This is a genomic window from Plantibacter lichenum (assembly GCF_050587525.1).
Classification (GTDB): domain Bacteria; phylum Actinomycetota; class Actinomycetes; order Actinomycetales; family Microbacteriaceae; genus Plantibacter.
Genome location: NZ_JBOBFT010000007.1, coordinates 141,146 through 158,185 on the forward strand (window position 1 = coordinate 141,146; position 17,040 = coordinate 158,185).

Annotated in this window: 13 protein-coding genes; 3 read left to right on the forward strand and 10 right to left on the reverse strand. The window is 68.6% G+C overall.

Translation table 11 applies throughout. The features are described from left to right. The first annotated feature begins 269 nt into the window (after nt 1-269). Nucleotides 270-1,049: an oxygenase MpaB family protein gene (locus ACQ3HB_RS11370; protein ID WP_430920167.1), complete on the forward strand. Its 780-nt coding sequence runs from the start codon at nt 270-272 to the stop codon at nt 1,047-1,049. A gap of 90 nt (nt 1,050-1,139) precedes the next feature. After that, a complete protein-coding gene (locus tag ACQ3HB_RS11375) occupies nt 1,140-2,738 on the forward strand; it encodes a hypothetical protein (protein ID WP_430920169.1) in 1,599 nt (532 codons plus the stop codon). Here the strand turns inward: ACQ3HB_RS11375 and ACQ3HB_RS11380 are convergent. The 3 genes from ACQ3HB_RS11380 to ACQ3HB_RS11390 all read right to left on the reverse strand — a co-directional run bounded on the left by ACQ3HB_RS11380 (nt 2,665) and on the right by ACQ3HB_RS11390 (nt 7,506). Beyond that, a complete protein-coding gene (locus ACQ3HB_RS11380) occupies nt 2,665-3,690 on the reverse strand; it encodes an SseB family protein (RefSeq protein ID WP_430920170.1) in 1,026 nt (341 codons plus the stop codon). The two genes, ACQ3HB_RS11375 and ACQ3HB_RS11380, sit on opposite strands and share 74 nt — an antisense overlap. Before the next feature lie 69 nt (nt 3,691-3,759). Then, nucleotides 3,760-6,255, reverse strand: a complete 2,496-nt coding sequence (locus ACQ3HB_RS11385; RefSeq protein WP_430920171.1) for an ATP-dependent helicase — start codon at nt 6,253-6,255, stop codon at nt 3,760-3,762. A gap of 135 nt (nt 6,256-6,390) precedes the next feature. After that, nucleotides 6,391-7,506 carry a glycerophosphodiester phosphodiesterase family protein gene (locus ACQ3HB_RS11390; RefSeq protein WP_430920172.1) on the reverse strand — a complete coding sequence of 372 codons (1,116 nt, stop codon included), beginning with the start codon at nt 7,504-7,506 and terminating at the stop codon, nt 6,391-6,393. A 154-nt stretch (nt 7,507-7,660) separates the two neighbouring features. Here ACQ3HB_RS11390 and ACQ3HB_RS11395 point away from each other — a divergent pair, with 154 nt between their 5' ends. Then, entirely contained in the window at nt 7,661-8,503 is an 843-nt protein-coding gene (locus ACQ3HB_RS11395) for a Bax inhibitor-1/YccA family protein (protein WP_430920173.1), read from the forward strand. A 221-nt stretch (nt 8,504-8,724) separates the two neighbouring features. On the opposite strand, the gene guaA is transcribed toward ACQ3HB_RS11395, so the two are convergent. From guaA to ACQ3HB_RS11430, 7 genes are all read right to left on the reverse strand, one after another. Further along, nucleotides 8,725-10,335 carry a glutamine-hydrolyzing GMP synthase gene (guaA, locus tag ACQ3HB_RS11400; RefSeq protein WP_430920174.1) on the reverse strand — a complete coding sequence of 537 codons (1,611 nt, stop codon included), beginning with the start codon at nt 10,333-10,335 and terminating at the stop codon, nt 8,725-8,727. Further along, nucleotides 10,332-10,775, reverse strand: a complete 444-nt coding sequence (locus ACQ3HB_RS11405; protein ID WP_430920175.1) for a DUF3817 domain-containing protein — start codon at nt 10,773-10,775, stop codon at nt 10,332-10,334. The genes guaA and ACQ3HB_RS11405 overlap by 4 nt, the downstream gene beginning before the upstream one ends. Before the next feature lie 4 nt (nt 10,776-10,779). After that, on the reverse strand, nt 10,780-11,625 hold the full coding sequence (locus tag ACQ3HB_RS11410; protein ID WP_430920176.1) for an SURF1 family cytochrome oxidase biogenesis protein: 846 nt from the start codon (nt 11,623-11,625) through the stop codon (nt 10,780-10,782). A gap of 146 nt (nt 11,626-11,771) precedes the next feature. Then, the gene (locus ACQ3HB_RS11415) at nt 11,772-13,178 is read right to left on the reverse strand and encodes a cation:proton antiporter (RefSeq protein ID WP_430920177.1); all 1,407 of its coding nucleotides are present in this window, start codon (nt 13,176-13,178) and stop codon (nt 11,772-11,774) included. Between the two features lie 2 nt (nt 13,179-13,180). Next, a complete protein-coding gene (locus ACQ3HB_RS11420; protein WP_422780128.1) occupies nt 13,181-13,711 on the reverse strand; it encodes a cation:proton antiporter regulatory subunit in 531 nt (176 codons plus the stop codon). Between the two features lie 189 nt (nt 13,712-13,900). Beyond that, entirely contained in the window at nt 13,901-15,634 is a 1,734-nt protein-coding gene (locus ACQ3HB_RS11425; RefSeq protein ID WP_430920179.1) for a glycerol-3-phosphate dehydrogenase/oxidase, read from the reverse strand. A 184-nt stretch (nt 15,635-15,818) separates the two neighbouring features. Next, complete coding sequence (locus ACQ3HB_RS11430; protein WP_430920277.1) at nt 15,819-16,937, reverse strand: GuaB3 family IMP dehydrogenase-related protein; 1,119 nt, start codon at nt 16,935-16,937, stop codon at nt 15,819-15,821. Between the last annotated feature and the right edge of the window lie 103 nt (nt 16,938-17,040).

Here is a 17,040-nt window from a genome sequence, read left to right on the forward strand (position 1 = left end):
ATCTCGGCGGCGAGAGAAAAAGGGCCAGCTACGACTCTACCCCCCAGCGCTCGGCCTCCCACGTCACTCACAGGTGAACGAACGCCTTCGGGACGGTGTCCTGGCACCTCCGACCGATGGAGCGGGTCGAGCGGGACGGGGACGACGGGACCGGTGGATGGGGACGGGTCGATGGGCCGGGTCGATGGGCCGGGTGGATGGGGACGAGTAAAGAACCAGGCGGGGACGGCGCCCGGGTCCTGTCAGGACGGAACGGCTATCGTCGAGGCATGACGAGCATGGCGGACCTCGCCCGCGAGAGCATCCTGATCGCGGGTGCCGGCCGAGCGATCCTCCTGCAGATCGCCGATCCCGCGATCGGCGCCGGAGTCGCCCGACACAGCGACTTCAGCGAGCGCCCCCTCGACCGTCTGCACGCCACGCTCACCTTCGTCTATGCGCTCGCCCTCGGCACGGAGGAGGAGCAGCGCGATGTCGCCCGCAGCGTGAATCGCGCGCATGTGCCGGTCCGCTCGCACGACGGTGATGCCGCACCCGTGTACTCGGCGTTCGATCCGCAGTTGCAGCTCTGGGTCGCGGCCACCCTCTACGACACCGCCGTGCAGGTGTACGAGTTGATCTACGGGCCCATGAGCGATGCCGATGCGGACCGCGTCTACCGGGAGTACGCCATCGTGGGCACGAGTCTGCAGCTTCCGGTCGGGATGTGGCCGGAGTCGCGAACGGCGTTCAGCCGGTACTGGGACGAGCGCGTGGCGATGCTCGAGGTCACGCCCGAAGCGGTGCGCGTCTCTCGGGAGCTGCTCACGGCACGCGCGACGCCGTCGGCGGTGCGATCACTGCTCCCGCTCGCCCGGCTGGCCACGGCTGCGTTGCTGCCGGCGTCCCTCCGCGCTCCGTTCGGGTTCCGGTGGTCGGCCCGCCAACAACGACGATTCGACCGTAGGCTCGCTGTCGCACGCGTGGTCTGGCCGATGCTGCCGCGGTCGGTGCGAGGAGCGGCGGCCTCGTACTACCTCGCGCGGCTGCGCGCGGGCGCTTCGGTCTGAGGCTCCTCCACAGGGCGGCCCTCTCGCCCGGTTCTCCACAATCGGCCATGGTCCTCAGCCGGCCGCGCGGCGGCTGACGAGCATGGAGTGATGACCCCATCACTGCGAAGCACCCATCACATCCGCGCTCTACGTCTGCCGTCACCGCCTGGGCGCACGTCGTTGCATCTCCTCGCCCACCGGCTCAAACTCCTGGCGTCGGCGCTGCTGTGCGTGCTCGTTCTCACCCTGGTCGGAGCAGATGCGGCGGCCTCGGCGGCGACGGCCACCGGTGAGGCGCACGGGCACCGCTCGGCCGCGAACGGACGATGGCTCGGCTCCTGGGCGCTCGACGACGGCCACGTCGGATTCTGCGTCAATCTCGAACGCCCGGTTCCGCCGGGACACCACTACGAGCTCGTTGATGAGACCGCACTCGGCTGGTACTCCCCCGACGACGCCGCACGCCTGGCCTACCTGTCACGGCGATGGGGTGGGAGCACGGACGCGGACACAGCGGCGGCCGGGCAGCTGAGCACCTGGACGATCACCGGTCTTGCTGGTCATGACCCCGCGGAGATCGCCTCTCGGGCAGGAGGCAGCGCGGCGCGTGTGCTCGCACTCTCCGCAGAGATGCTGGCCGCGGCGAACGGTACAGGCGGAGCCACCCGATCGGTCACGGCGTCGCTCTCACTCGATCGCGGCGACGACGACTTCGACGTTCTCAGAGCCGAGCTCAGTGCCGACATGCTCTCCGGCGGACCGACGACGCTGCCCGCCGGCGCGCACACGGGCACGGCCACGCTCGTCGGCGCCCGGTTCGAGACCGGCGAGACGACGAGGGAGATCACCAACGGCCAGCAGTACCGGATCGTGCCGGACAGCGACGCCGCGCTCGTGTCCGTCTCGGCGCAGGCGTCGTTCGGCTCCCTCCCGTACGGGCGTCGCCTCACGGTCGCCCACAACCCCGGGAACGTCCAGAGCCTTCTGCTCGCGGAACCGTCCGACGCGGAGGCGGCCGCGACCATCGACGCCACGCGGCCCACACCACTGCCGTTCCAGCCTCACGTGGTGACGCAGACCTCCGCGACGACCGCGGAGACGGGTGCCCCGATCACCGACGAGCTGACGGTCGACGTGGCGCCCGGCCCGGACCTGTCGTCCGAGTGGGGTCTCGTCACGCGCGACGACGGCACTCACGTACCCGTCCCGGTGACGGTCCGCAGCCAATTGTTGGGACCGTTCGACGATGCTCCGGCCGAAGCGCCGGACACCCCGGAGGGCGCGCCCGTGGTGTGCGATGTCACCACGGTCGTCGATCAGGGGCCCGGCGCCTACCGGACCGCCGCGTGCGTCCTCCCTGGCCCCGGACACTACGTGTGGGTGGAGCGCATCGAGCCCTCGGACACGCCACGGGAACTCGGCGGCGATCGGGTGCGCCCATGGCGGTCCGCGTTCGGTGTCGCGACCGAGGTGACGATGGTGCCGCGTCCGCCGGCGCCGCCTGCATCGACCCCTCCAGCTGCGGCCGGAGCGCGACTCCCGGAGACGGGCGTCGATGCCGAGCTGCAGACGACACTTCTCGCCTGCGCGGGTGCCGCGATGCTCCTCGGCGCGGGCCTCGTGGCCCGGCCGCTTACTCGACGGAGAGCAGGAGGGTCAGCTGTTCGCGGTCCAGGTCGATCCACGGCGCTGCGGGGTTCACGATGATGCCGGAGATCCCCTCATCGCTGCGGAGGGCGCCTGCGAGCTCCGCAGCCGTCACCGGGTACGCGTCGTCGCCGCGGCCGAGCGCCGCGATCTCGAGCGGGGAGGTGAACACCTCGAGCATGCGGCGGTCGCCCATCCGCGTCTCAGCCACTCCGACTGAGGTCCGCACCCCGTTCTCGTCCACATCCGCACGACCCGCGACGAAGCCGCCGCGCTCGGCGAGCGCCTCGACGATGCGCTGCTCCGCTCCGGCTTCGCGCGGCTGGGCGAGCGCCTGCTTGGCGGCGTCGTTGTTCCGCCCGTCGCCGAACATGCGGTTGATGAGTTCCTTCGGGATGACCGCGCTCGCGTCGCCTGCCGACGGGTCCAGGATGATGCCGGCGTAGTCGTCGGTGCGGGCCTGGCCGAGCGCCCACAGCGACGGGACCGAGATGCCGTGCAGTGGCTCATCGCCGGAGCGCATCCGTTCGAGCGCGACACCGGAGGTGTAGGCGAGGAGATAGATGTCGCCGTCCTCGTCCCGGTGCACGCCGAGCGGGATGCGGCCGGCGGCCTGGTCCTCGGCGGACACGCCGTCGAGGTTCGTCGAGAGGAGGAGCTTGCCCTGAAGCGCCTGGCGCAGGACGTGCAGCATCGCGCGACCGCCCTCCTCCCCCGGCAGGCCGAGCAGCGCCTCACCGAGGTCGACGTTCGTCTCGGGCCCGGCGGCGGGCGCCTCCGGCTCGGCGGGCTCCGCCGGCGCTTCTGGCTCGGACGCGGGGGCAGCAGCTGCCGCGCCGACGGCACCGGGGATGAACGGAGAGGCCCCGACGGCGGACACCGAGATCGACACCTGGGGCACCGATTCCTCGGAGGAAGCGTTCGACGAAGCGTCGTCCGACGTTGCGACGGCCTCGGTTTCGGACTCGGTTTCGGTGGAATCGGACGCGTTGCGCTTCGAGAACAGACCCATCAGGCAAGCCTAGAGCGTCTCCGGCACTGCGCCGATACGCGGAATCCGCCGCTTGCACGAGCGCAGAGGCTACAGCTTCTCGATCGGTGCGATCTTGATCAGGAGCTTCTTGGCGCCGGCCGAGTCGAACTGCACGTGCGCGATGCGCTTGGCGCCCTCGCCCGTGACCTGGTTGACGCGTCCTTCACCGAAGTCGGCGTGGGAGATGCGGTCGCCGGGCGCAAGCTCGAGGTCGCCGTTGTCGCGGACCTTGGCCGTGACCCGGTTCGCCCAGACCTGCTCGCCGGCCGGTTTCGTGCCACCGGACCAGCGGGTGTCACCGGCGGAAGCGCCCTCCGGCAGCGACCGGACCGACCACCGATCCGTCGACGAGCCGCGCTTGGCATTGAGCGCACGCGACTGCGTGCCGCCGCGACCGTTGACCGTGCCGGGCGATTGACGCCACTCGATGAGCTCGGCCGGGATCTCCTGCAAGTAGCGGCTGGGCATCGCCACGGCCGTCTCCCCGTACTGGGCGCGCGTCATCGCGAGCGACAGGAACAGCTTCTGCTTCGCACGCGTGATGCCCACGTAGAACAAGCGGCGTTCCTCGGCGGGCCCGCCCGGTTCGGAAGCCGACATCCGGTGTGGCAGCAGATCCTCTTCGATGCCGGTGAGGAAGACCGCGTTGTACTCGAGGCCCTTCGCCGTGTGGAGGGTCATGAGGGAGACGCTGCCCGTCGCATCGTCGAGGTCGTCCGCAGCGGCGACGAGCGAGACCTCGGTGAGGAAGTCGACGAGGGTGCCGTCCGGATTGTTCTTCGCGAATTCCTTCGTCACGGCGACGAGCTCGTCGACGTTCTCGGCCCGCGCCTCGTCCTGTGGGTCGCGGCTCGTGCGCAGGGAGTCGAGGTAGCCGCTCTTCGTCATGAGCGTGGTGAGGACATCGCTCACGGCGGAGGCGGACGCGGTCGACCGATCGGACTCCGCTGCGGCGTCGAGCATGCCCTGGGCTTCGTCGAGCAGCGCGGACAAGGCCAGGATCGCCGACGTGACCTTGGGACCGAGGCCGAGGGCGTCGGCCTGGCGCATGGCCTCGCGGAAGCTCACACCGTTGCTCTCGGCGAAGGTCTGCAGCGCCGTCTCCGTCGCCGGGCCGATGCCGCGCTTCGGCGTGTTGAGGATGCGGCGCAGCGCGAGGATGTCGGCCGGGTTCGCGACCGACACGAGGTATGCGAGCGCATCCTTGATCTCGGCGCGCTCGTAGAACTTCGTGCCGCCCATGATCCGGTACGGGAGCGCCGCACGGATGAAGATCTCCTCGAGCGCGCGCGTCTGCGCGTTGGTGCGGTAGAAGACGGCTATCTCGCTGTACGCGGTTCCCGCGGTGTGGAGCTTCTCGATCTCGTCGGCGATGAACTGTGCCTCGTCGTGCCCGGAGTAGCCCGTGAACCCGACGATCTTGTCGCCGTCCCCGACGGCCGTCCACAGCTTCTTGTCCTTGCGGTCGAAGTTGTTCGAGATGACGGCGTTGGCCGCCGACAGGATGTTCTGGGTGGAGCGGTAGTTCTGCTCGAGGAGCACGACCTTCGCGCCGGGGAAGTCGCGTTCGAACTCGGTGATGTTGCGGATGTCCGCGCCGCGGAACGCGTAGATCGACTGGTCCGAGTCGCCCACGACCGTGAGCGAAGCGCCTTCTGGCGCGAGGACGTCGAACTGCCCCGCTTCGGGCTCGGGCGCGCGCGTCAGCTCACGGATGAGCGAGTACTGCGCATGGTTGGTGTCCTGGTACTCGTCGACGAGCACGTGGCGGAACCGCTTCTGGTAGGTGGCCGCCACGTGCGGGAAGGCGCGGAACAGAAACACGGTCTGGCTGATGAGGTCGTCGAAGTCGAACGCGTTCGCATCGGACAGCGCCTTCGTGTACTTCCGGAAGATCTGCAGGAACACGACCTCCTGCGGGTCGTTCGTGTTGATCGTCCGCGCGTAGCTGTCGACGTCCGACAGCTCGTTCTTGAGCTTGGAGATCTTGGCGGAGGCGTTTGAGGGGGTGAACCCGTACGCGTCCGCTTCCAGTTCCTTGATGATCCGCTTGAGCAGGGCGCGCTGGTCGCCGCTGTCGTAGATCGTGAAGTTCTTGGTGAAGCCGAAGTGCTCCGCCTCGCGTCGGAGGATGCGGACGCACGCCGAGTGGAAGGTGGAGATCCACATGCCGGAGGCGGCCTGCCCGACGAGCGCCTCGACGCGCTCGCGCATCTCCGCTGCGGCCTTGTTGGTGAAGGTGATGGCGAGGATCTGGCTGGGCCAGGCTTCGCGCTGTGCGAGGAGCAGGGCGATGCGGCGCGTGAGCACACTCGTTTTGCCCGAGCCGGCGCCCGCGACGATGAGCAGCGCTTGTCCTCGGTACTCGACGGCGATGCGCTGCTGCGGGTTGAGGCCGTCCAGCAGGCGGTCGTGTTCAGCCCCGCCGGAGGATGCTCCGGACCGCGATCCGGAGTCCGCGGGCTCGCTCGGAACGGGAGTCGTCGGCCAGCCGACGATCACTGGCTGGACGGCATCGGTTGAGGAAGAAGGAGTGCTCGCCATATCCCTCCAAGTCTAGGCGCAGCCCCTGACATTCAGGGTCGGACGACGTCCAGAGGGCCGACGGTGTTCGGGGATCGACGGTGTTCGGGGACCGACGGTGTTCGGGGACCGACGGTGTTCGGGGACCGACGGTGTTCAGGGACCGACGACCGTGCGACGATCGTCCACGACGCTGCCGGGCCGGAAGGCGTCGCGCGCGTCGACGCCGAGGTCTGGCTGGTCGACGAAGATCCCGTCGACCCCCGTCGACAGGACCGCGTCGAACTCCGCCCGCCAGTCCCCGAACGCCGCGGCGTCCTCGCCGACCTGGTTGCCCGGGGAGAGGAAGCGGTTCTCCGGCCTGAGCGTCCACGTGTACACGACCAGTCCAGCCGCGTGCGCGCGCTCGACGAGATCGGCCGATGCAACGACCGCGCCGTCGTCGGACGTCGCGAGCAGCATCGTCTTGTCCACGCTGATGCCGTCCACCTCCTCCGCGAGGACGGCGAGTCCGGCATCGGTCAGCGCCTCGGCGTACGTCGGAGCGTCCTCGCCCTGCGCCGCCACGAGGTCCGCGGGCTTGCCGGACCGCTCGACGAGGTAGATGTACTGGGCCGCGACACCGCGCTCAGCGAGTTGCAGGAGCACCGTCTTCTCGAAGGACTCCACGATGAGCGGGCCGTCCGCGCGTGAGGAATCGTTGCTCCGCGCGCCCCCGTGCTCGACCGCGGCGAGCTCCGCCGCGAACAGGACGTCGAGCGGGAGACCGATCGAGGCGAAGTGGCTCGCGTGCTTGATCTCCGCGACGATGCCGAGGGGCCGTCCCTGTTCGACGGACGAGGTCCGGACGATCTCGACGAGGTCGACGAACCGCAGCAGCCCGTCCTGTCCGTCGAACGAAGCGCTCGACGCACGGACGTCCGCGATCCGCTCGCGCGCCGTGAGCGTCGACAGCTCCTCCCACGTGAAGTCCTCCGTGAACCAGCCCGTGAGCGTCTCGCCGTCGATCGTCTTCGTGGTCCGGCGGTCCGCGAACTCGGGATGATCGGCGACATCCGTGGTCCCGGAGATCTCGTTCTCGTGGCGGACCACGAGCACGCCGTCCTGTGAGGCCACGAGGTCCGGCTCCACCGCGTCGGCGCCGAGCGCGAAGGCCAGCTCGTAGGCGGAGCGCGTGTGCTCCGGCCGGTACCCGGAGGCGCCGCGATGCCCGATCACGATCGGGTGGGGAAGCACGTGGACGGACGGACCTGGGGTGGGGACGGATCGCACGCGACCACTCTAACCAGCCGGGCGGAACGGCACCTTCCGCCGACCGCGAACAGCGGCCTCCACGGGCCCTTTCCCAGTGATCTCCGATAGAATCCGTAGCAGAAGCGTCGTATGGCGCCTCACCAGCCTCCACGACTGAGAGTAGGAATCAGCCATGGCACTCGACAACCCGGCGTTCTCGAAGAACCCGGCCTTCAAGCAGAACGGCGCTCAGGCGACGCAAGCGGCTCAGGCGTCCATGACGGCCGAGCAGCTCCAGGCGCTCTACAACACGCCCACCACCGGCACGGCCGGCACGGACCGCATGACGGTCGAGAACACGGTCGTCAAGACCGTCGGCTCGTTCGCCGTGCTCGTCGTCTTCGCCGTCATCGGTTGGGTGTGGACCACGTCCATGCTGCAGTCGGGCGGAGCCTCGTCGCTCCCGATGATCGTCGGCATGATCGGCGGCCTCGTCCTCGGCCTCGTCAACTCCTTCAAGAAGGAGCCGGTCCCGGCCCTCATCCTCGCGTACGCCGCCTTCCAGGGCGTGTTCGTGGGCGGCATCTCCCGCTTCTTCGAAGCCGTCCCGCAGTGGGAGGGCGTCGTCGTCCAGGCCGTTCTCGCGACCCTCGCGGTCGTCGGTGTGACCCTCGCGCTCTTCGCGAGCGGCAAGGTCCGCGCGTCGAAGAAGATGACGAAGATCTTCCTGATCGCCATCATCGGCTACGGCGTCTTCCAGCTCCTGAACCTCGTGCTCATGTTCACGGGCGTGCTCAACAACCCGTTCGGCATCTACGGAGCCACGATCTTCGGCATCCCGCTGGGCATCGTCATCGGCATCTTCGCGGTCCTCATGGGCGCCTACTCCCTGGTGCTCGACTTCGACTTCATCCAGCGCGGCGTCCAGAACCGCGCCCCCGCCAAGTACGGCTGGAGTGGCGCGTTCGGCATCATGGTGACCGTCGTCTGGATCTACGTCGAGATCCTGCGTCTGCTCGCCATCTCGCGCAACTAGCAGGAGCGTTCAGCACCACTCGTCGAGAGGCCCGTTCCCGTGAGGGAGCGGGCCTCTCGCGTTGGTATGGCGATGCGCAGGCTCCCACGCGAGCACCCGAGCACCCGTGCCGCCCGAGAACCTGTGCCGCCCGCCGCCGCTGTCACCGCTGTCACCGCACGACGAAGGCCCGCTCCCACATCGGGAACGGGCCTTCGTCGTCGGCGGTCAGCCGGGTGGGATCACTCCCACTCGATGGTTCCCGGCGGCTTCGACGTGACGTCGAGGACCACGCGGTTCACGTCCTTGACCTCGTTGGTGATGCGGTTGCTGATGCGCGCCAGGACGTCGTACGGGAGACGCGTCCAGTCGGCCGTCATGGCGTCCTCGGACGACACGGGGCGGAGCACGATGGGGTGGCCGTAGGTGCGACCGTCGCCCTGAACGCCCACGGAGCGGACGTCGGCGAGCAGGACGACCGGGCACTGCCAGATCTCCTGGTCGAGGCCGGCCGCCGTGAGCTCCTCACGGACGATGGCGTCGGCGTCGCGGAGGAGGTCGAGGCGTTCCCCCGTGACCTCGCCGACGATGCGGATGCCGAGGCCGGGGCCGGGGAACGGCTGACGGCCAACGATGACCTCGGGCAGGCCGAGCTCGCGGCCGATGGCGCGGACCTCGTCCTTGAAGAGCGTGCGGAGCGGCTCGACGAGCTCGAACTGCAGGTCCTCGGGGAGGCCGCCGACGTTGTGGTGGCTCTTGATGTTGGCCGTGCCGGTTCCGCCGCCGGACTCGACGACGTCGGGGTACAGGGTCCCCTGCACGAGGAACTTGATCGGCTCTCCGCCCTCTGCCGCTTCGGCGACGAGTGCCGCTTCCGCCTGCTCGAAGGTGCGGATGAACTCGCGGCCGATGATCTTGCGCTTCTGCTCGGGATCGCTCACGCCTGCGAGAGCGTTCAGGAACTGCTCGCGGGCGTCGACCGTGACGAGGCGCACACCGGTCGCGGCGACGTAGTCCTCCTCCACCTGACGACGCTCGTCCTTGCGGAGGAGGCCGTGGTCGACGAAGACGCAGACGAGCTGGTCGCCGACGGCCTTGTGCACGAGGGCCGCCGCGACGGCGGAGTCGACGCCGCCCGAGAGGCCGCAGATGACCTGACCCTCGCCCACCTGGGCGCGGATGCGGTCGACCTGCTCGGCGATGACGTTGCCGCTGTTCCAGTCCGCGGGGATGCCGGCTGCGCGGTGGAGGAAGTTCTCGAGCACCTGCTGACCGAAGTCGCTGTGCTTGACCTCGGGGTGCCACTGCACGCCGTACAGGCCGCGCTCGACGTTGCTGAACGCCGCGACGGGGGTCGACGCGGTCGATGCGAGCACCTCGAAGCCCTCAGGGGCCTTCGAGACGGAGTCGCCGTGACTCATCCACACGTTCTGCGCGACGGGCTGGCCGTTCAGCAGGACGTTGTCCGAACCGGCGAGCGACGCATCGGTGGCGCCGTACTCACGAGCACCGGTCTGGGAGACTTCGCCGCCGAGCTGCTTCGCCATGACCTGGAAGCCGTAGCAGATGCCGAAGGTGGGGATGCCGAGTTCGAGGATGCCCTCGTCGAGCGACGGCGCGCCGTCCTCGTAGACGCTCGAGGGTCCGCCGGACAGGACGATGCCCACCGGATTCTTCTCGGCGATCTCGGCCGCGGAGACCGTGTGGGGCACGATCTCGGAGTAGACGCCGGCCTCGCGGACGCGCCGCGCGATCAGCTGGGCGTACTGGGCGCCGAAGTCGACGACGAGGACGGGACGGGGCCCGGCGATCGTCGTCGGGTCGCCCTGCGACGCGGTGGTGGGTTCTGTCACTGCATTGACTCCACGGATTGAGCGGTCAGCTCGGATTCGCGACCGGCGAGATAGCCCTTCACTTCGCGCGGGATCCGGCGTTCGAAGTAGAAGGAGAGGAACGGAACGACGCCGCCGAGGGCGATCCAGAGGAACTTCATGAACGACCAGCGCATGAGGCTCCACACGCGGAAGTCGGCGAACAGGTACACGACGTAGAACCAGCCGTGGATGATGAGGAGGCCCGTGCTGAGGTTGACGGCGGCGACCGATCCCTTAGGGACGAACGCGAGGAATCCGTAGGCTCCGCCGAGCTCGAGTTCCAGGCCGAAGCCGTACTTCATGATCATCTCGCCGCAGAGGGCGAGGAGGAGCACACCGGTGATGGGCGCGGAGATCTGATAGAACTTCAGCGCCCTCCGGATGGCAGGAAACGTCTCAGGTTTCGGCTGGAGAGGCATGCGTTCAGTCTACCCGGGGCAGGCTGGGCGTCGAACCGGCCGCGGAGCCGCCCGCAGGGCCCGCCGCGGGCCCGTCCGCCGACCCGGAGTCGGGGCCGGCCGCCTCCGCGAGCGCGTCCTGGTATTCCTCGTGTTCGCGCTCCCAGGCGTCCTTCGCGAGGCGGTACCAGAGGAAGACGGCGAAGCCCGCGAAGACGACCCATTCCGCGGCGTAGAAGATGTTCAGCCAGTTGAGCTGGACGTCCTGGCTGGGTGCCGGGGAGTCGATGCGATCCATGCCGGCCGGTGCTTCGTCATCGACCACGAATGCCGTGTAGACGACCGCGCCGTCCATGTTCTGCCAGCGCCCCAGGAGCCCGGCGACGGACATCGCATTGATGTCGAGCGGGTCCGCCGATGCGGCGGGGACGACAGGGCCCTCCGGGGGTGTCAGTCGTCCGACGAGGTCGATCGGTGCACCGGCCGGCGCGGTGTTGAGCGCTGCGGCGATGTCCTCCGCCTTCTGGCGGTCCGGCGTCCAGCCGAGCGCGACGGCGAGGCCCGCTTCGTCCGTCTGCAGGTGACCGGTGACCCAGTAGCCGATCGCACCGTAGTTCACGCGGTTGCCGACGACGAGGTAGTCACCGGGGACCCATGATCCCTCCGCCTCGATCTTCTGCCCGGCCGCGGTCTCGCGGATGCCCGTCGCCGGCTTCAGGACGTCGTCGATCAGCCGCGACTGCTCCGTGTCCTGCGACACGACCTGGCCGGATTCGATGGCGCGTGCGAGCTGCCACTGGCTGAGCGCGGCGAACGCGGCGGCGACGGCGAGCGCGAGGATGAGCAGGCCGATCCATCGCGGACGCCGCATGAGGGAGAACAGGGTGCCGGGCTTGGCCGGGGTGTCGCTGGAAATCAGGTTCTCGCTTTCGCACGGGGTTCGTCCGGGATGCCGCAGTGGAGCTGCGCCGGTCGGTCTGGGTCGGGATCCGGTCTGGGGCACGGACCCGTCGCGGCCTAGTAGTCGGGTTCGCGTTTGCGCGGCGGTGGATCGTCGGTCTGATTCATCGCCTGCTCGACGAGCCGGTCGATCGCGGCCTGCTCGCTCTCGGTCACGGGTTCGTCCGCGTCGTCCTCGGTCGCCTCGACGAGCGCGATCTCCTCGTCGAGCATCGGGTCGTGCGGCTTCGCTTGTTGCTCGCGTTGCTCGCGCCGTTGTTTCCTCGTCGGTTTCCCGGTTCGGAGGACGAAGGCGCCGATGCGTTCCGATTGCCCTGCGACGATCGGCCCCATGATCGCCATGATGAGCACGTACAGGCCTGCGAACGGTTGGATCCGTGGGTCGAGGCCGGCACTGAGCGACAGGGTCGCGAGGATGAGGGCGAACTCGCCGCGGTTCTGGAGGATGACGGACGCGTTGATGCCTGCTTGTGGCCCGAGTCCGTTCAACCACGCGACGAACTGCCCGGCGATGACGTTGAGGGTCACGGTCATGAGCACGGCGATGACGACCGGGAGGATGACGCTCCCGAACTTGGAGGCGTCGAGGGCGAGTCCGAAGTTGAGGAAGAAGAATGCTCCGAAGACGTCTCGCAACGGAACGGCGACCTGTTCGATCTTGTTCCGGAAGCGGGTCGCTCCGAGGACGAGACCGATGAGGAAGGCGCCGATCGCGTCGGTCACGCCGAGGAGTTCGCCGATGCCGCCGAACGCGACCGCGAGCCCGAAGAACAGGATCGTGAACAGTTCATCGTCCTTCGTGCGGAACAGTCGGGAGACGAGCTTCCCGCCGAATCTGGCGATCGCGAACATCACGAGGATGAACGTGAATGCGATGGCGAGTTTGCCGATGACCGGCCACAGCTCCGTCTCGCCGCTCAGGACGACGCCGACGATCGCGAGGTAGATCGCGATGAAGATGTCCTCCACCACGGTCACGCCGAGGATCATCGGGGTTTCCGCATTGGTGAGTCGTTTGAGCTCGATGAGGAGCTTCGTGACGATCGCGCTCGAACTCGTGGCCGTGATGCCCGCGATGATCAGGGCTTCCCGCGTGCCCCAGCCGACGAGGAAGCCGAACACCAGCCCTGCGGCCATGTTGACGAGGATGTAGGAGCCGCCGGAGATGATGAGTTTCCCGGCATTGCCGATGAACTCGTCCTGGTCGAACTCCAGCCCGAGGTTGAACAGGAGCAGGATGAGGCCGAAGACGGCGATCAACTCGATCTGCGCACCGGGGAAGTTGAGCGGGAACCACCCGGTGTGCGGGCTCGCGAGCAGGCCGACGAGCATGTACACGGGGATCGAGGGCAGGCCGATGAGCTTGCCCAATCGCCCGAGCGCGTAAGCGATGACGAAGAGCGCTCCGAGGACCACGAGGTCCTGGCCGACGTTGGAGCCCTCAGCTGCGGCGGCGAAGTGCATGCCTAGCCTCCAGGCGGGGCGTCCACGGCGACCTTGGTCTTCAGCTCACCGGAGCGGAAGTAGGTGAACGCCTTCGCGACCTTCTCCGGGCTGCCGGCGACCACGAGGGTGTCGCCGGGGAAGACCCGGAAGTCGGCTGCAGGTGCCGGGTTCGCGGACTCGCCGCGGACGACGGCCACGACGGTCAGTCCGACCATCCCCTTCTCCGCCGGGTTGCCGAGGGGCTGACCGGCGATGTGGTCTTCGTAGTCGACCGTGAACCAGTCGATGCTGAGGCCGGGGATCTGGTCGAGAGCTGTCAGCGACTCGGTGATCTGCGTGCCACCGAGGAGTTCTGCGAGGGTGTGCGCCTCGTCTTCGTTGAGGCGCAGCGACACCTTGGTGGCGTCTGCTCCGTCTTCGTAGTCGGCGAAGGTGATGAGGTCGCTGTGGCCGGACCGGTGGGCGATGACGCCGACCTTCCCTCCGTCGTCCGTGACGAAGGTGTGCAGGACTCCCACCCCGGGAAGTTTGACCCGCCGAACATCCACCATGCTGAACTCCTCAGGCTTGTTGTGGCAGTCCTCCCAGTGTATCCGCCCTCCCTGGTGCTCCATCCCGAGTTCGCCCACGGCTCAGCGCGATGCGCTTGCGCGTGCGCGGGCTGCTGCCGTGAGCGCGGGTCGTCTCCGCACCGCGCTCACGGCACAGCCCCGCGCTCACGTCAGCGCGATGTCGGGTACTCAGGCGCCGGGGACGATGTCGGGGGCTTCGAGGCGCACCCGGTCCGCGGACTCGTCGTTCGGCTGCTCCTGGGAAGCCCGCTCCGCCGCGACACGCTTCAGGTAGGTGCTCACTTCCCGCTCGATGCGCTCCTGGTCCCAGCCGAGGACGCCGCCCATGAGCGCAGCCGCCACGGGAGCCGCGGACACCCCTCTGTCCCACGCCTCGATCGAGATGCGCGTCCGCCTGGCGAGCACATCCTCCAGGTGCAAGGCCCCCTCGTGGGACGCCGCGTACACGACCTCCGCACCGATGTAGTCGTCGGCGCCGGGCAGCGGCTCGGCGAGCTCCGGCTTCTCCTTGATGAGGTCGAGCAGCTCGTCAGTCAGCACGCCGTAGCGGTTCAGGAGGTGCTCGATCCTGGCGGTGTGCACCCCGAACGCACGAGCGATCTTCGCCCGCTTGTTCCACGCGGCCTGATAGCCCTCCGCACCGATGAGCGCGATGTTCTCCGTCGCGCTCGCGGGGATCTTGCCGTCGAGCGCGTCCACCGCGGCATCGATCGCGTCCTTCGCCATCACGCGGTACGTCGTCCACTTGCCGCCCGCGATGACCACGAGCCCGGGGACCGAGTGCGCGACGAGGTGTTCACGCGACAGCTTCGACGTCTGCTCGGATTCGCCAGCGAGAAGCGGCCGGAGACCCGCGTACACGCCCTCGACGTCCTCGCGCGTCAGCGGAACGGCGAGGACCTTGTTGACGTGTTCGAGCAGGTAGTCGATGTCTGCCGCCGTCGCGGCGGGGTGCGCCTTGTCGAGATGCCAGTCGGTGTCCGTCGTGCCGATGAGCCAGTGCCGGCCCCACGGGATGACGAAGAGCACGCTCTTCTCGGTCCGCAGCAGGAGCCCCATGTTGGACTGGAATCGGTCGCGCGGGACGACGAGGTGGATCCCCTTCGAGGCACGCACCTTGAACTGCCCGCGCTCCCCCACCATCGATTGCGTGTCATCGGTCCAGACACCCGTCGCGTTGACGACCTGCTTGGCACGGATCTCGAACCGTTCATCCGTCTGCAGATCGTGGGCCTTCACCCCGACCACGCGCTGACCGACCTTGATGAAGCCTTCGACCCGCACCCGACTCGCGACGTGTGCACCGTACGACGACGCCGTCCTGGCGAGCGAAGCGACGTATCGCGCGTCGTCGACCTGCGCGTCGTAGTAGGTGAGCCCGCCGACGAACGCATTCGACTTGAGGCTGGGGATCGACCGCAGCATCTGCTGCTTCGACAGGTGCCTGTGGTGCGGAACGCCAGGGGGCCGCCCACCGGTCCAGCTGAACGCGTCGTACAGGAGCATGCCGGCGCCGATGTAGAAGCGTTCGAAGACGGGTTTCGTCAACGGGTACAGGAACTTGACCGGCTTCACGAGGTGCGGTGCGATGCGCTGCAGGAGCAGGCCGCGTTCGATGAGCGCCTCACGGACGAGACGGAAGTCCAGCTGTTCGAGGTAGCGGATGCCACCGTGCACGAGCTTCGAGGAACGACTCGAGGTGCCGCTCGCCCAGTCCCTGGCCTCCAGCAGGCCGGTGCTCAAGCCTCGCGTGACGGCATCGAGCGCACTCCCCGTGCCCACGATCCCGCCGCCGACCACCAGGATGTCGAGCTCTTTCGATTTCAGCGCCTCGATCGCAGCGGCCCGTTCCTCCTGGCCGAGCTTCGTGGATCTGGTGATGCCGTTGGGTTTCGTGGTCACGTCGAACTCCGCTCTCCGGTTCGCCCCAGTGAGCTCCTGCTGGCGCAGGGACTCATCGCTGAGGCTCTCCTTCGAGGCTAGTGCGACGCGTCAGGCGCGACAACACCCTCGACACGCTGGTCACCCGTGAGCTACGGGATCCGGGACAGCCCGATGAATGGAGAGTCCCGACCGGCCACAACCACTAGTTCGACTGGTACGGCGCGACGACGACCTCGACGCGCTGGAACTCCTTGAGGTCCGAGTACCCGGTGGTCGCCATCGAACGCCGCAGCGCACCGATCAGGTTGGCGGTGCCGTCCGAGACGGGCGAGGGACCGTAGAGGATCTCCTCGAGCGGGGCGACCGTGCCGACCTCGACGCGACGACCGCGCGGCAGGTGCGGGTGGTGCGCTTCCGCACCCCAGTGCCAGCCGCCGCCGGGCGCGTCGGTCGCGCGGGCGAGCGCGGTGCCGAGCATCACGGCGTCGGCACCCATCGCGACGGCCTTGACGATGTCACCGGACGTGCCCAGACCGCCGTCCGCGATGACGTGGACGTAGCGTCCGCCCGACTCGTCGAGGTAGTCGCGGCGTGCGCCCGCGACATCGGCGACCGCGGTGGCCATCGGCGCGTGGATGCCGAGCGAAGCACGCGTCGTGGACGCGGCACCGCCGCCGAAGCCGACCAGGACGCCCGCCGCGCCCGTGCGCATGAGGTGCAGCGCAGCGGTGTAGGTGGCGGCGCCGCCGACGATGACGGGGACGTCGAGTTCGTAGATGAACTTCTTGAGGTTGAGCGGTTCCTGGTTCTTGGAGACGTGCTCGGCGGAAACGGTGGTCCCGCGGATGACGAAGAGGTCGACACCGGCGGCGACGACGGTCTCGTAGAGCTCCTGCGTCCGCTGCGGGGACAGCGCAGCGGCGACGGTGACACCGGCTGCGCGGATCTCGGCGAGACGAGCGGTCACCAGTTCAGGCTTGATGGGAGCCGCGTAGATCTCCTGCATTCGCGAGGTGGCGCGGGCGGCGGGCAGCGAGCGGATCTCGGCCAGCAGCGGGGTCGGGTCGTCGTACCGCGTCCAGAGGCCTTCGAGGTCGAGGACGCCGACGCCGCCGAGCTGGCCCATCATGATGGCCGTCGTCGGCGACACCACGGAGTCCATGGGGGCGGCGAGGACCGGGATCTGGAACTGGTACGCGTCGATCGCCCAGGAGACGGAGACGTCTTCGGGGTCGCGGGTCCTCCGCGACGGGACCACTGCGATGTCGTCGAATGCGTAGGCACGCCTGGCGCGCTTCGACCGGCCGATCTCGATATCCATACTCACGACAACAGCCTATCGGTTGGGGTGTCCGGAACAGGATTCGGGGAACGCGGAAGGCCCCGCCGCGTGAGCGGACGGGGCCTTCCCGGCGTCGATGCGA